General features: G+C 61.6%; 6 protein-coding genes and 1 pseudogene. 2 read left to right on the top strand and 5 right to left on the bottom strand.

What is annotated here, in order from left to right; genetic code table 11:
- Positions 1–27: 27 nt before the first annotated feature.
- Positions 28–2,745, top strand: a complete 2,718-nt coding sequence (gene acnA, locus B0G69_RS19370) for an aconitate hydratase AcnA (protein ID WP_121320156.1) — start codon at positions 28–30, stop codon at positions 2,743–2,745.
- 121 nt (positions 2,746–2,866) lie between these two features.
- On the opposite strand, the gene B0G69_RS19365 is transcribed toward acnA, so the two are convergent.
- The 5 genes from B0G69_RS19365 to B0G69_RS19345 all read right to left on the bottom strand — a co-directional run bounded on the left by B0G69_RS19365 (position 2,867) and on the right by B0G69_RS19345 (position 14,719).
- A complete protein-coding gene (locus B0G69_RS19365) occupies positions 2,867–3,949 on the bottom strand; it encodes a hypothetical protein (protein WP_121320154.1) in 1,083 nt (360 codons plus the stop codon).
- The gene (locus tag B0G69_RS41915) at positions 3,946–5,754 is read right to left on the bottom strand and encodes a hypothetical protein (RefSeq protein WP_241991398.1); all 1,809 of its coding nucleotides are present in this window, start codon (positions 5,752–5,754) and stop codon (positions 3,946–3,948) included. Before B0G69_RS41915 ends, B0G69_RS19365 begins: the two co-directional genes overlap by 4 nt.
- A gap of 10 nt (positions 5,755–5,764) precedes the next feature.
- Entirely contained in the window at positions 5,765–6,373 is a 609-nt protein-coding gene (locus B0G69_RS19355; protein ID WP_121320152.1) for a response regulator transcription factor, read from the bottom strand.
- A gap of 358 nt (positions 6,374–6,731) precedes the next feature.
- Positions 6,732–7,850 (bottom strand): OmpA family protein, encoded by a 1,119-nt coding sequence (locus tag B0G69_RS19350; RefSeq protein WP_121320150.1) that lies wholly within the window; start codon positions 7,848–7,850, stop codon positions 6,732–6,734.
- A 92-nt stretch (positions 7,851–7,942) separates the two neighbouring features.
- On the bottom strand, positions 7,943–14,719 hold the full coding sequence (locus B0G69_RS19345; protein ID WP_121320148.1) for a YadA-like family protein: 6,777 nt from the start codon (positions 14,717–14,719) through the stop codon (positions 7,943–7,945).
- Between the two features lie 863 nt (positions 14,720–15,582).
- Here B0G69_RS19345 and B0G69_RS19340 point away from each other — a divergent pair.
- Positions 15,583–16,137: pseudogene (locus B0G69_RS19340) on the top strand (hypothetical protein); the annotation flags it as partial.
- Between the last annotated feature and the right edge of the window lie 2 nt (positions 16,138–16,139).

Here is a 16,139-nt window from a genome sequence, read left to right as displayed (position 1 = left end):
TTCCGCGATCAAACCAAGGAAAACACCATGGCCCACAACCTCCACAAAACGCTCAAGGAATTCGACAGCGGTTCCGGCAAAGGCAAGTTCTACTCCCTGCCGCAACTCGGCAAGGCACTGAACATCAAGATCGACCGCCTGCCGGTTTCGATCCGCCTCGTGCTGGAATCGGTGCTGCGTAACTACGACGGCAAGAAAGTCGCCGAGGAACACATCACGCAACTGGCAAACTGGAAGCCGACCGCAGCGCGCGTCGACGAAATTCCGTTCGTCGTGGCGCGCGTCGTGCTGCAGGATTTCACCGGCGTGCCGCTGCTCGCCGACATCGCCGCAATGCGCGGTGTCGCGCAACGCGCCGGCAAGAACCCAAAGTCGATCGAGCCGCTGGTCCCGGTCGATCTGGTCGTCGATCACTCGGTGCAGATCGATCACTTCCGTGAAAAGAATGCGCTCGACCTGAACATGAAACTGGAATTCCAGCGCAACAACGAGCGCTACCAGTTCATGAAGTGGGGCATGCAGGCATTCGACACGTTCAAGGTCGTGCCGCCGGGCGTCGGCATCGTTCACCAGGTGAACCTGGAGTACCTCGCTCGCGGCGTGCACAAGAAGGCCGACGGTGCGGACACGGTGTACTACCCGGACACGCTGGTCGGCACCGACAGCCACACGACGATGATTAATGGCATCGGCGTGGTGGGCTGGGGCGTGGGCGGCATCGAAGCGGAAGCCGGCATGCTCGGCCAGCCGGTGTACTTCCTGACGCCGGACGTGGTCGGCGTGAACCTGAAGGGCAAGCTGCGCGAAGGCGTGACGGCCACCGACCTGGTCCTGACCATCACCGAACTGCTGCGCAAGGAAAAGGTCGTCGGCAAGTTCGTCGAGTTCTTCGGCGAAGGCACGCGCTCGCTGTCGCTGCCGGACCGCGCGACGATCGGCAACATGGCGCCGGAATACGGCGCAACGATGGGCTTCTTCCCGGTCGACGAAAAGACGATCGACTACTTCAAGGGCACGGGCCGCACCGACGCGGAAATCTCCGCGTTCCAGAACTACTTCAAGGCGCAAAACCTGTTCGGCATTCCGAAGGAAGGCGACATCGACTTCACGAAGGTGGTGACGCTCGATCTGGGCACGGTCGCTCCGTCGCTGGCAGGCCCGAAGCGTCCGCAAGACCGGATCGAAATCGGCAATGTGAAATCGACCTTCAGCGACCTGTTCTCGAAGCCGGTCGCGGAAAACGGCTTTGCGAAGAAGGAAGCCGACCTGGACGCGCAATACACTACGTCGAACGGCGTGAACGTGAAGAACGGCGACGTGCTGATCGCCGCGATCACGTCGTGCACGAACACGTCGAACCCGAGCGTGCTGCTGGCCGCCGGCCTGCTGGCAAAGAAAGCTGTCGAAGCGGGCCTTACGGTCGCTCCGCACATCAAAACGTCGCTGGCGCCGGGATCGCGCATCGTCACCGAATACCTGACGAAGACCGACCTGCTGAAGTACCTCGACAAGCTCGGCTTCACGCTGGCCGCTTACGGTTGCACGACCTGTATCGGCAACGCGGGCGACCTGACGCCGGAACTGAACGAAGCGATCACGAAGAACGACATCGTCGCGGCAGCGGTGCTGTCGGGCAACCGTAACTTCGAAGCGCGGATTCACCCGAACATCCGCGCCAACTTCCTGGCCTCGCCGCCGCTGGTCGTCGCTTACGCGATCGCCGGCAACATCACGCGCGACCTGATGACCGAGCCGGTCGGCAAGGGCAAGGGCGGCCGCGACATCTACCTGGGCGACATCTGGCCGACCAGCGAAGAAGTCAACGATCTGCTCAAGTTCGCGCTGGACGCGGATGCGTTCCGCAAGAACTACGCGCAGCTCACCAAGAAGGGCGACCTGTGGAGCAAGATCGAAGGCGAAGAAGGTCAGGTCTACGACTGGCCGAAGTCGACCTACATCGCGGAGCCGCCGTTCTTCGGCGACGACTTCTCGATGACGCCGGCCGACAGCATCGCCCCGGTCAAGAACGCGCGCGCACTGGGCATCTTCGGTGACTCGGTCACGACCGACCACATCAGCCCGGCAGGCTCGATCAAGGAAGACTCGCCGGCAGGCAAGTGGCTGAAGGAAAACGGCGTGCAGAAGGCCGACTTCAACAGCTACGGCTCGCGCCGCGGCAACCACGACGTGATGATGCGCGGCACGTTCGCGAACGTCCGGATCAAGAATCTGATGATCCCGGCGAAGGCAGACGGCTCGCGCGTCGAAGGCGGCCTGACGATTCACCAGCCGAGCGGCGAACAACTGTCGATCTACGACGCAGCGATGAAGTACATCGACGCCGGCACGCCGACCGTCGTGTTCGCGGGCGAAGAGTACGGCACGGGCTCGTCGCGCGACTGGGCTGCGAAAGGCACGCAACTGCTGGGCGTGAAGGCCGTGGTCGCACGCAGCTTCGAGCGGATTCACCGTTCGAACCTGGTCGGCATGGGCGTTCTGCCGCTGCAGTTCAAGGGCTCGGACAGCGTGCAATCGCTCGGCATCACCGGCGAAGAAACGTATGACATTGAAGGCCTGGGCGCGGACTTCAAGCCGCAACAGGAAGTGACGCTGGTGATTCGCGGCAAGGACGGCAGCGAGAAGCGCGTGCAAGTGCTGCTGCGTATCGATACGCCGATCGAAGTCGACTACTACAAGCACGGTGGGATTCTGCCGTTCGTGCTGCGCTCGCTGCTGGCTGCTTAAGCTCGGCTTAGTTGGCTCAGTAGCAAGGCAAACGGCTTGGCTGTTTTGCAGGGGCTGCGTCCTGTGGAGGGCGCAGCCGATTTTGAAGCCCGACCTCTGGTCGGGCTTTTTTTATTGCGGGTCAGTTTTGAGTGTTGGGTGGGTCGAAGGCGCTTGGGTTGTCGGTGATCTGGCGTTGGGTGAGGTGGGTGTTCCAATCGGGGTCGCGGGGGCCAAGGGGGTTGACATTGGCGACGTAGGCGGTGTTTGTGTTCGTCCGCGCGGTGACGTGCGCGTGCCGCTGCTGCGTGGCCCAGTCACGCAATGTGGCCTGCACCGTGGCGTCGGCCGCAGGTGAGCGGGCTATTTGTTCTGGTTGCGCCGATATGGCGGGCGGTATGGCTGGACGTGGGGAGCGGCTCGGCGATTGGTAGTCGTCGGCTAGCGTTTCGATTGGGTCGGCCGCTGGTAATTGGGTGTTGGTTGGGGTCGTGGCCGCGCTTTTGATTCTGGCGTTCACCTTGACGGCGTGGCTGCTTGCCGTGCCGTCAGTCGATGCTAGTGCAGCCGGGGGTGGCTCGGCGTGCTGCGCGGAGAGTGTCGGCGTGGCTTGCAGTTTTGCTTGCAGCGACGGTTTGGGCTCGTTTCGACGTCCGCCTGCTGATGCGAGGTTGGCTGGCGACGGTGCAATCTGTGGCACGCTCGGCATCAGCTCAGCGACCGGCTGCGCCGATTTGCCCGAGGCTCGTGGACGAACCACGACCGAAGCGCCCGGCGTCGTGACGGCCGGCTCCGCTATCGTCACCGTTGCCAACTTACCCGCATCGCGCGCAGCGTTGCTCGTCAGCAGCCACGCGAGCACGATACTGCACGCGACGAAGAGCGTCACCCCTAGCACATGATCCAAATGGGACGAACGCTCGCGCGCTTTGTCCATCTCGAGGTAGTTGCGTGCCTCAGCCAGTTCCGCATCGAGGCGCGAGGAATAGTCGCGTTGCGGCGGCGACTTATAGAAGAAGCGAAACTTCTGCCCCGGCGCAAACCAGGTGTGAGGCTCCTGCGGCGACAGACGTCGCTCGGTGTCCTGAAATGCCGGTTGCGGCCGACGCCGGGTTGCCGGGCGCACCGGCCCCCGATACACGCCATAAGGCGGCGGCAAGCCACGGAGCAACCGCGCATTCGGTTGCGCCAGCCTGCCTTGAATCAAGGCCAGCGGTCGGTTCATGGTTGAGTCTTCCGATGTGTGGGCGGCGGCGCTTCGAACTGCTTGACCAGATTTCTCGTGCGGTCGATCAGTGCGTCGATCGACCCGGCACTCTGTTCCAGCGGCGCCACGCTCGCGTGGCGCAACGCCTCCATCAGACCGAGCGCGCCGACCAGCCCCGCCGCCCCACTCAACCTGTGCAGCACGGCGCGCTGACGATCGGGGTGACTCTGACGATGCTGCAAGACAGTGAGAAGCGCCAGGTCCTCGTCCATCGCCCGGCGCCAACCGTCGAGGAAGTTGGAGAGATCGACTCCTTCGTCGGAGAGCGCGTTCAGATAGCGAAGTTCAAAAGGTTCGGGCAGGACGCCTGAAGCGCTTGCGGATGCCTCTCGAGATGGGGTGACTTTCCGGGGAAGGCGCGGCGGTGTATCAACTTGCTCGCGTCTCGGCAAGGGCGCCCACTGCTCGACTTTGAAAGGTGCGTTGAAGCTCGCACGAATGCCCGAAATCAAGCCGTTTGGGATCGAAAGCTCGCCTCCCATACGCTGAGCGAGTATGCGGCACAGCGGCAAGCAGGCGTTGGCGGCGGTGGCTTCGGCTTCACTGCCATCGAGCAGCTTGTTCGTATCCGTGTTCGGAGTGCCGTCGATCAAGCCGGGATGCTGTGGCGGCGTGGCTAGCGAGTTCGTCGCACCCGCTTCCATCACGTTGATGAGGATGCGCTGCGATCTCGAACTCAGCGGCCCGATACGCACTACCAGCACGATCTCTCGATGCGTGCCGAGCTGAAGCGTTCGGTTTAACAGATGGAAACAAAGCTGGCCGAGCCGAGCGGCGTCGGCGAGGATCGTATGGGCTAGTTGACGATCGACGCTCGCACTCAGGCGCACGCCTTGTTGCGTCGCGGACGGCGCTAGCAGCGCGATGACGCCGTCGACAAGCGCACGCGGGTCTGTGACGCTTTCGTCGATGATCACTGCGCGTGAGTCGAGCGGCGAGCTATCGAGCAGATCGTCGAGCGTTTGCCTCCAGGTGCCCAGCGCGGATTGAAGCACCGCTAACTGCCGGCGTTGTGCGGGCGTTGCTGGTGTTGTGTCAAGCGAGCCGAGCAGGTCAGCGACCGCGGACAACGGCGCTTTCACATAACGGAGCATTGCGTCGGGAAGCTGGAACTGTCCGGCTATGACGGCGGCGCTTGCCTCGCTGCCCGCTTCGATGCGGGCACCCTGCGCTGCCGCTTCGGCGGCTTCGCAACGGCGCGCCCATTCGTTCGTGATCTGTTTGTGCTGTTCGATTGCTCGTTTCAACGCTGCACGGGACCGCCATGCGCTGATGAGGGACAGGACTGCGGCAACTGCCAGCGCCAATGCCAGCGCGGGTATCCACGGCTGTCGTGCGGCGGCTGCATCCTGAGCACTGCGGGCGTCCGGCGCGCTCTGGGCAGGCCGGTCGGCGCCGACGTATTCACTGTCGTTTGACGCCGATACGTGTGGTGTTGTACCGGAAATGGAGGCTTCGTACGCCGAGGCGCCACGAGCCGGAGGCTCCCGGCTGGCCGCGGCGTCGTATTCACCCGGCGCTGATGTTTGACGCGAACCATCAGCGAGCACCATGCGTGATGCACTGCCGATCGGTGGTGTCGCGTTCGCATAGGTCGGAAGCATGCACAGCAGTGCATACACAAAGAGACAGCCCAATAACGCCGCCAAACGGATGGCCGTTTGCCGTACACGATGGGCGCGCGAGGCAGAGAAATTGTGGACGGCGCACGGCGCACGACGATGCATATCCAGCAAGGAAGCCCACAGGCACATGTCGTTCATAGCCCGCAACTTAATCGATCAACTTATGCAGCGAAGCAAACTCGATCAACGCCGCCAACGACGCGAGCCCCAGTTTTTCCTGGATACGGCTCTTGTAGGTGCTCACGGTCTTGTCGCTAAGAAACAGACGGGTCGCGATCTCGCGATTGCTGGCACCACGCGCGAGGTGCTGCAACACCTCGACCTCACGCGCCGACAGGGACTTCAGTCCGCTCCCGACCGCGGGATCGGCCGTATCCGCCGGGAAGCAGTCATAGCCGAATAACACGGTTTTTAGCGCAGTAATCAACTCGCTGATTTCCCGGCCTTTGCTGACATAACCATTGGCTCCGGCATTGCGCGTATAACTTGCCATAACATGCTCTGGCTTGGCGGAGAGAACGAGAATACTGGTTTTCAGATTCTCCGCGCGAATGCGCCGGATCAGGGATAAACCGTCGAGCCGTGGCAAATCGAGATCGACAATGACCAGATCCGGACATTCGGTCTGCACCATTGTCAGGCCGTCTTCTCCGTCGCCACACTCTCCCACCATGTCCAGCTCGGGATCGGAATGGATTACGCCGGCTATCGTCCTCCGAATAATTGGATGGTCGTCGATAATCACAATTCTCTTCATTTATAGCTCGCCTTTGATATTCAATCAATGGGCATAAAACGAATCGAACCAGCCCAATTTAACCAGAGTTAAATATTAACAACGCTATCGGAAATATTTTTCCGCACCACAGTGCGAATTTTCTGCAATATCGGAAAGGGTTTTCCTGTGTGAGCGATGGTAATTGCCTGCCTGCAATTGGCCATGACGATGCGATTCGATTGATGTTTGAGAAACGTCGGCTCACTGTTGGCCCAAGGTACTCTTGCTCCGAACCCCTGTAAGAGAGGAGCGCGAACGTCGTTCGCGCTCCTCATGCTGATCTCAAGTACCAGCGAGAAAAGGAGTGACCGGCCATGCGGGCCGGTCGCTCCTGATCTCACTGGTCTTGCTGACCTTGCAGCAAGCGTCGGGATTGCGTGCGCTGACCCAGCGGCGCAACCGACTCCTGCCCATTACCGCGTGCAAAGTCGAGTTCGACGCGCCGGTTCGGTGCGAGGCAGTCAATCAACGCCTGACGGTTGCGGTCATTACACTGCACCACCGGATCTTCCTTGCCACGGCCACGCGCAATGATCGGTATCTTGACACCACCGTTCTGCAAGTAACGTTTGACGGTCTCAGCGCGCTTGGCTGACAACTGGCGGTTGTAGCTGTCGCTGCCCAAACGATCCGTAAAGCCTTCGATGTGGATGCTCGTTATGTCGTCGACCCGCTCGAGGTCGCGCAGCAGCTGATCGAGCTTGACCTTGCCTGCCGGCAACATGCCAGCCAGATCGCCCCGATCGAACTTGAACGACGCGTCAGCTTGCAGCGTTATCTTCGGCGGAATGATCGGATCGGCCTTGGCAACCGGCGGCGGCGTGCAGCTCTGGAGGGCGGCGCCGATGCCTGGCAAACCCTTCTCGACGCCATCGACGAGGCGCTGACTCTCGTCGAAGTTTCGCGTCCATGCTTCGTGACCTGCGTGAATCAACTCGACTTCCGAACAGGCCGTCAGATGCTGTGCTTCCTGGCACTGCGGGAACAGCGGCGAGGTCTTGGCAGCGAGAATCTGCTTCCACAGATCCGGCCGGATCATCGAAGCGGTCCGCAATTCCGGATTGTCGACAGAGAGTCCCTGCCCGGTCTCCAGCGCCGTGGTCAGGCGGTTGGCCTCGACCAGCGCCTCCTCGACGAAGCCCCAACCGTCGTGCAACGAGCGCTCGTCGGCGGCGGCGTCCAGCCAGCACTGGGCCTTGTCGCCGAAATAGTTATTCTTGCGCTCGCCCAGCGCGGTCAGACGCGACTTCACCGACCGTAACGTGGCAGCGTTCTGGACGCCGCTATAGGTCGCGATCCACTGCGGCGTCACCGCGCCGGAGGCCTGATTCTGCGTCGCGGTGAACCCGGTTTGCAGAACCGTGGGGTCCTGGATCTGCAGCCGATCGCGTGTCGCGGAAGACGAACATCCTGCGAGCATCGCGGCGAGCGCGATGGCAATTAACGAATACTTCATGTCTGTCTCTCATGGAAGGGTCGCACGGAAGCTCCCCGTGCGACCCAGACGGCTAACGTCCAAGCTTTGATTCAAAGCCTTACGGCCGTTGCTTAGTTGCCGAGGACGATGCCGATGCCAGCGCGGACGATAGTGCTATTGCCGCCCGAGGTGGACACGCCAAGGTTGTAGTTGATCGAGCCCTTCTCGTTCCAGCGAGATACGCCCAGACCGACAGCCTGGTAGCCACGGTAGTTGGCAATGCCGGCGTTCAACGTGGTGCGACCCGGCAGATACGGCGTGACGATGTTCAGCGCCGATGCCGAAGCAATACCCTTGGCCGCGTTGCGATCGATGTTATGAATCGAGTTGTTCATGCTGCCCATGGCACTGTTCAACTGATTCATGTTGACCGCATCGGTGCCCTGCGTACCCGCCGCGACATTGGTGATCTGGCGCTCCGCGCCGACCGAACCCATCGATACCGAGTTGTCGCGATCCGTCGTGGAACCGGCTCCCAGCGCGACCGAGTTGGCGTTCGGAGCCGTTGCGCCGGAACCCAGCGCGACCGAACCGTTACCCGCCGTCACCGCGGACTTGCCGATTGCGATCGACTCCGTGCCGGTTGCCGCCGCACCGTTACCGATCGCGATGGAGTCCGAACCCGAGGCGACCGCAGCGGTGCCGCTGTCGCCCGCCCCCGGCGCGCCGACGTTGAAGTACGTGCTGCCGCCCGTGCCGTCGCCGGCCACGATGTTGTTCAACTGGCTTTGGAGACTCGAGAACTGCCCATAGTTGACCGCGTCTGTCGCTGCGGTGCCATCCGCCAGGTTCGTCAGCTTGACCGGTGCGAGAGCCCCCGTGCCGCCTAACGTCACCTGGCTCTTCGAGGAATCGTCGTAGGCAACGGCGTTTGCCGTGCCACTACCGCCATTGGTGTTGACATACGTGGAGACATACGACTGCATCTGTGCGACGTTGACGCCGTCAGTCGCGTCCACGCCTGTTGCCACGTTCTTCAACTGGGTCGGTGCGCCGCCAGAGTTAAAGGTCAGCGTAGTCTTGCCGGCGTTGTCATACGTGACGAACGAGGTGGTCACATTTCCTGACGGATCGATGCTCAAGCCAGCGTCCTTCAATTGCTTCAAGTTCACGGCCTCGTCGTCCTTGGTCGCCGCGGCCACATTCGCAATCGTCACGGGCGTCGTGCCATTCGCATCGCCTAAGGTCACCCTCGTCTTGCTGGCGTCGTCGTACGCGACAAACGAGTTGGTCACGTTGCCCGACGAGTCGACGCCCAAGCCAGCGTCCTTCAATTGCTTGAGGTTCACGGCCTGGTCGTCTGCCGTAGCTGAGGCCACGTTTGCAATGGTCACCGGCGTCTTGGCACCTACTCCGCCCAAAGTCAGCATGTCATGCGCCGAGGTGTCGTAGGCCACGCCGTCAGCATTGCCATGAGTATCGATTTTCGTATTCAGAGCGTTCACTATGGAGTCGACGCCACTGTACGAATTACCATCGATCGTGTACACGGGCTTGCTGACCTGGCCGTCCGAGTTCACCGTCGAGCCGCCACCCAACGCGGCTGCAGTACTGCTCATCGCACCGTACAGTTGCGAACCGTTGATTGCCTGTCTGCTGCTCGACGCGACTTGCCCCGCGCCAACGTTCGCCAGCACCACCGGCACGGTTGAACCCGTACCGCCGAGCGTAACCTGTGTCTTGTTTGCATCGTCGTACGCCACGAATGCGTTCGACACGTTGCCGCTGGTATCGAACTTCGCGCCCATTGCCGTCAATTGGCCGACGTTCACGGCATCGTTGTTGGCAACACCTGCAGCTACATTCGACACCGTCACCGCCGCGCCGCCATTGTTCAGCGTCAGCTTGTCATGCGCCGGCGTGTCGTAAATGACAGCATCAGGCAAACCGCCGCTCGCGGACGCAGTGATTGCTGCAGTCATTTGCCCCAGGTTTACCGCATCGGTATCGCTGGTACCCGCTGCTACGTTGATGATCTGGCTCTGCCGGCCGGAGTTACCCACCGAGACCGCATTGGCACGGTCGGCGATCGCACCGTAGCCGATCGCCACGCCGTTGGCTGCGCTGACCGTCGAGTTCTGACCCAGTGCCATACCGCCCGTGGCGCCTTGGGCCGCGAACGAACCATAACCAATCGCAACGGCACCGATACTCGTGGCACTTGCCGTCGTGCCCAAGGCCGTTGCATTGAGGCCGCTAGCACGGGCGTTATAGCCGATCGACACCGCGTTATCCGACAGCGCGCCAACCGATGCACCTTCGCCGATTGCCGTAGCATTGATGGACGCAATTGCGGCGGTCGTGCCGACAGCGGTCGATCCGCTACTGCCGGCGATCGCGCCCGCGCCGACTGCCAAGGCCCCCTCACCCGCAGCGCTCGCCATCGGGCCAATTGCCATCGTATTCAAATCGTCCGAAGCTGTGGTGTTGCCACCCTGGACTACGTTCGAACTCACCGCGATATAACTCAACACCGCAGCCGAGCTTTGCATCATCGACTTCACACCACTGGTAGACGCGGTGTTCGCCAGTAGCTGGGTCTGCAACGCATCCAGTTGGCCCACGGTTGCTGCATCGGTCGAATTGATACCGTCCGCGACATGGGTGATACGCGCTTCCTGCCCCTTGGCGCCGACAGACAGCGTGTTTTCCGCGTCCGTGATTGCGTTCACGCCAATCGCCGTCGAATTGGCATACTCTGCCGTAGCGCCTGCGCCGATTGCCAACGAATTCGCCTTGGTCGCGAGCGCGTTGCCGCCGATTGCAATCGATTCGGCGCCGCTAGCCTGCGCTGTGGCGGCGTCCGATATGATCTTGACGTATTTCAGATTGGTAGAAAAGTTCGTGTTGATCTGGTCGAGCTGACCATCGACAGCGGACAGGGCCGAACCGACATCGGCATAGGTCGAGCCAGTAATCACGTACGACGGCTGGGACAGTGTGCCATCCGCGAGAAGGCTTGTCTGGCCGCCGAGCGCCTTGGCGGTCGATTGCGCCACGTTGTAGAGCTGAGCGCCATTCACTGCGTCGCTGCTAGACGCGGCGAGCTGACCTTTGTCGACGTTCGTCAACAGAACCGCATCGGTCGAACCCGGACCGCGGAGCGTGATTTTATTCTTCGTCGCATCGTCGTATGCAACGAAGGTGCTCGTCACCGCGCCGCTGCTGTCGACGTTCGCGCCCAGTGCTCGCAACTGCGACAGATTCACTGCATCGGTGTTGTTCGTAGCATTCGCCACGTTGATGATCTGGCGCTCCGAACCGGCCGCCCCCACCGACACCGTGTTCGCCCGGTCCGCCTCCGAATTCGCGCCCAGCGCTACCGAGTTGGCTGCCGTTGCGCTGGCTGCGCCACCGATCGCGACCGCGTCGATCCCGGTTGCCGAGGAGTCCGCGAGCGTGGAATTCGCGTGGAAATACTTGATGCCTCCACCCTCAACAACGATGTTGTTGATGACGTTGCTCATGTTCGTCACGTTGCCCGCGACGTTGGCGAGATTGCCGGCCACATTGGCTACGTTCGCGTTCGTTTCGTACAGCTGGCTGCCATTTACCGCTTCCAGGCTCTTGTCCGAGAGCTCGCCCGCTTTCACATTCGCGATTGTTGTGCCATCCGTACCCTTGAGCGTGATCGCGCCGAGCGTCTTATCGTCGTACGCGACGAAACTATTCGTCAGATTGCCGCTGTCGTCGATGTTCATGCCCAATTGCTTGAGCTGGCCCATGTTGACGGCGTCGCTGTCGCCCACGCCGTTGGCCACGTTCGACAGCGTCACTGCCGGCGCTGAAGCGTCCGTACCGCCCAGCGTCACTTTGTCGTGAGCCGGCGTATCGTATTGCACCGAGTTGCCTGCCGTAGCCGCGAGGGCCGAGCCGACGTCGGCATAGGTCTGGCCGCCGATCGTGAAACTCGGCTTCCTGATCGTGCCATCTGGGTTCACCGTCGCGCCGCCGCCGATCGCATCAGCCACCCCCGACAGTTGGCTCACGTTCACCGCATCGGTGCTGCTGGTACCCGCCGCCATGTTGACGATCTGGCTCTGCTTGCTGGCGTTACCCACCGAGACCACGTTGGCACGGTCCGCGATCGCGTCCGAACCGATCGCCACGCTGTTCGCAGCACTAACCGTCGCATTGACGCCCAGCGCCAGACCGCCCGTGGCCGCCTGTCTGACGAACGAGTTATAACCGATAGAGACCGAACCGGGACTCGTGGCGCTGGCATAACCGCCGAGTGCCAATGCGTTGATCGAACTGGCACGCGTGTTGTAACCGATGGACACAGAGTTGTCCGACAGCGCGCCAACGGTCGCACTCGCACCGATGGCGGTCGAGTTCACCGACAGCGCTCCCGCGCCTGAGCCGATTGCCGTGCTCGAGTCACTGCCCGCGGCGGCACCGGCGCCGACGGCCACTGCGTCGACTCCAGTCGCCGCTGCGACCGGACCGATCGCCATGGCGTTCATCACATCCGCAGCGGACGTGGCTGAACCTTGGGTCGTGTACGAACTCACCGCGATGTAGCTCAACACTGCAGCCGAGCTCTGCATCATCGACTTCACGCCACTCGTTGTCGTACCCCCAATCTGAGATTGCAAGGCGTCCAACTGCGCCATCGTAACGGCGTCGGTTGGATCGATGCCGTTGGCGACGTGCGTAATGCGCATTTCCCCGCCCCTGCTGCCGACAGACACCGTATAGGATGCGTCCGTGACAGCATTCACGCCGATAGCCGTCGAGTTGTCGAACCCTGCCGTCGCACCAGTACCGATCGCAAGCGTCTGGGCCTTGGTCGCCGCAGCGCCGCCGCCAATCGCCACCGATTCGGCACCGCTTGCCAGTGCAGCGGGCGACGTCGATACGACCTTGACATACTTCGCGGCGCTAACCAGATCACCCGCAGCTGTGTTGAGTGCGGACAGCGCGTCGCCGATGTTGTTGTATGTGGTGCCGCTGATCAGGTAGCCCGGCGCAGTGATCGAACCGTCCGAATTGACCGCCGTACCGGAACCCAGAGCGGCAGCAAGTCCGCTGGCGCTCTTGTACAACTGATCGCCGTTGACTGCGTCAGCGCTGCCCGACGAAACCTGGCCAGCGGCCAGGTTCGTCACGAGCACCGGTGGGGCCGTCGTCGCACCGCCGAGCGTGAGCGTGTCGTGCGCCGCCGAGTCGTAGACGACCGCGTTGGGCGAGCCCGGCCCGCTGCCCAGAGAGGCGATAGCCGCCTTCATCTGCGCCACGTTGACCGCATCGCTATCCACCGAACCTGCCGCCACGTTGATGATCTGGCGCTCCGCACCATCCGCACCCACCGACACCGCATTAGCGCGATCCGCCGTCGAGTTGGAGCCTAACGCAACCGAGTTGGCAGCCGACGCGACGGCCGCGCCGCCGATCGCCACCGAATCCGTTCCGTCTGCCGAGGAATCGGCCAGCGTCGAATTAGTGTGGAAATACTTGATGCCATTGTCGAAAAGACTGGGCCCCCACGCGCCCACGTTGGCCGCCAGAGTCGCGAGGTTCTGGTTGGTCTGGTACAACTGCCCGCCGTTGACCGCGTCGGTGCTAGACGCGGACGAGATGTCGCCCTCCGCCAGGTGGGTGAGCTTGACCTGCGCCGTGTTGCCCACGCCGCCGAGCGTCACCGTATCGCGAGCGGAGGAGTCGTACGCCACCATGAGCGGCGAACTTGCGAGGCCATTCGCCACGATGTCGTTGACAATGTTCGTCACGCCAGCGACGTTGTTCGCGACCTCGGCCACATTCTGGTTGGTCTGGAACAGCTGCGAACCGTTCACGGCATCCATGCTTTTGGCGCTGGAGATGTCGCCATCCGTCAGGTTCGTGATCTTCGTGCCGCTCGCGCCCTTGAGCGTAATCAGGCTGGCCGCGGAAGTGTCGTAGGTCACCGGATTGTCGACGGGAATGCCGCTGACGCCGCTGATAGCCGCATCCAGCTGGGCGACGTTGACAGCATCGGTAGCCGCGGAGCCTGCAGTCACGTTGGTGATCTGTCTCGTGTAGTTGGTAACGCCGTCCGCCGACAGATAGCCGACCGATACCGAGTCGGCGCGGGTAGCCTGCGAGCCTGCGCCCAGGGCAACCGAGCTGGGCGCCGACGCAATAGCGTTCGCGCCGTATGCGCTGGAATCGGTCTGGAGCGCCCTTGCCGATGACCCGGACGCCAGCGAGTTGAGTCCGGTGGCCTGCGCATCAGTCGACGAATCGCTCGATGCGGAATTCGCCTTGAAATAGCGCGTGGCTTGATAAAACTGCTGGCCGTTCACTGCGTCCGTGCTATCCGACGAGACGCCACCCGCTGCCAGATCGGTGATCTTGTTGCCCGTCATGCTGACGTTATTGAGCATGCTGATGCCGCCCGTGCCCTTGAGCTCGAGGCGGCCATCGTCATAGCCGGTGACGCGGGCGGTGATGTTATTGGTGTTGAAGCCCCACGCGCCGTTGTCGGCTGCCGCGTTGTTCAACGAGAAGGACATGCCAGCATTATTCTCACCAGTCGAGGAACAATCCATGACACCGACAGCGCTCGACAACGGCCCCCAGGAGGACCCCACGCCACCTGCGCTGCCCGGGCACAATTCCAGACCGCCATTGCCTGTCGACGCCTGGGCTGCCGCGGTACCCGGCAACATGGCCGCGCTGATGGCCATCGCGATCGGCATGAACGCAGCCTTGAACGGCACGGCCAGTCGGTTTGCCGTCTCCGCTCGGGGCGAGATGGTTCGCGAGGATGCGGTTCCCGTTCCGCAATGTGTCTTGGCAGTCTCGGGCGCAGCGACCCACGTTCCGGAAACGTCATTCCAGACGCTGATATACGACTTATTCATACATTCCTTGAATAAAGGGCAAGCCCCGCTTGCAGTTCGATTTGAGAAATCGTGCGCACACGCCTCCCGCAAAAAAACTGGCCGGCGCTTTTAAAGCTCGACTAAAGTTTTTCACGCGTCGCAAATTTAACTGGCAGCCCCATCCCTAAAAATCAGGAAACGCGCAAACTCCGTAGGAATTATCCATATAAATAACGGAAAAATCGCAATCTCTGGCATAAGCACGCCCAGCTTGAATTCAAGCGGTTTAAACGAATCCACAAAAATCTTGTTTTGCGCATCCCATCGTGGCGCTTTTACAACAGAAGCGCACAGACGAACATTGAAACCACGCAAGGTGCCAAAGACGTGCACCGCGGCCGCAATCAAGCTCGAAGCGTCGCAGCAACTTCCTTATCTGGCGGGGGATTCGGGCGGCTCTCGCCTTCACCGGAAGATGCGCCGCGATGGCGTTGCGCCACACGCACCATGCCGGACGTTAGCCTGTCCACGCTCAGACATCGATGAAATGCTCAAATGTTCATCTGATTTTTTAGACCGCATGTTATGCGAAATTGCTTCAGTGATGATCAGAACTTTCTTCGGTTTTCGAGATAAATAAATCTTGCACTTCGCTCCGACACTTTGCCTGCGTTTTTAGGGGAATTGATTATTCATTAATTTCCCGCGTAGCGCCAAAAAAGTCGGCGAAAAACGTGTCCAGCCGACGCCCATTTTTTAATACAACTCATGAAACTCTCACACACTTGCCGTCGTAACAAACAACTCGGCCAAGGCGTGACGGAATAGATCATCATCGTCGCCCTGATGTCGTGTCGGCCATTGGCGTGTATTCGGTCCCTGCACTGCTGTTTCTGCTGGTCGAGATGACCGGCGCCAAAGTCAAACGTCAGAACACGGCCGACGCCGCTGCGCACAGCGCCGCCGTGCTGCAGGCACGCGACTACAACTTCTCCGCGTACACGAACCGCGCGATGATCGCCAATCAGGTCACGGCCGCCCAGGTGGTCGCATTGAAATCATGGATCGACGAACTCGACGCGACCTACTCGCAGTCGAATCTCGACACGACGGTCACCACGCTGGCGGATCATCCCGCGCAATGGACTACGCCGAAACAGATCGGCAAAGCCGACATCGCGCCGGTGCGTCCCGCGCTCGACGCGCTGCTGCCCACGGTCGCCCGCGACATCGGCCAGCTCAATCGCGCCCTGAGCGTGGCGCAGGCCAACTATCACACTGCCGTCTTCACCGCGGTCCCCGACACGGCCGACGCAATCGCGCAACTCAACCCGCCTGACACGCACGTCACCGCCGGCTACTTCATCAGCGATCGCAACGCGGCGCAACTGGCGGCGTGGTCCTCGTACACGGCCACCGTCACGCCCGCGGGCACCCTCGGTCAGGATGACTTCGCATC

The sequence above is a fragment of the Paraburkholderia sp. RAU2J genome (genome assembly GCF_003634845.1).
Classification (GTDB): domain Bacteria; phylum Pseudomonadota; class Gammaproteobacteria; order Burkholderiales; family Burkholderiaceae; genus Paraburkholderia; species Paraburkholderia fynbosensis.
The sequence above is the reverse complement of the archived record's forward strand: the minus strand, read 5'-3'. Positions and strand labels throughout refer to the sequence as shown.

What these genes read in the sequence shown, in the direction of transcription:
- B0G69_RS19355 (WP_121320152.1), bottom strand. Translation starts at nt 6,373, where the DNA reads ATGAAGAGAATTGTGATTATCGACGACCATCCAATTATTCGGAGGACG.
- B0G69_RS19350 (WP_121320150.1), bottom strand. Translation starts at nt 7,850, where the DNA reads ATGAAGTATTCGTTAATTGCCATCGCGCTCGCCGCGATGCTCGCAGGA.
- B0G69_RS19365 (WP_121320154.1), bottom strand. Translation starts at nt 3,949, where the DNA reads ATGAACCGACCGCTGGCCTTGATTCAAGGCAGGCTGGCGCAACCGAAT.
- B0G69_RS19345 (WP_121320148.1), bottom strand. Translation starts at nt 14,719, where the DNA reads ATGAATAAGTCGTATATCAGCGTCTGGAATGACGTTTCCGGAACGTGG.
- B0G69_RS41915 (WP_241991398.1), bottom strand. Translation starts at nt 5,754, where the DNA reads ATGAACGACATGTGCCTGTGGGCTTCCTTGCTGGATATGCATCGTCGT.
- acnA (WP_121320156.1), top strand. Translation starts at nt 28, where the DNA reads ATGGCCCACAACCTCCACAAAACGCTCAAGGAATTCGACAGCGGTTCC.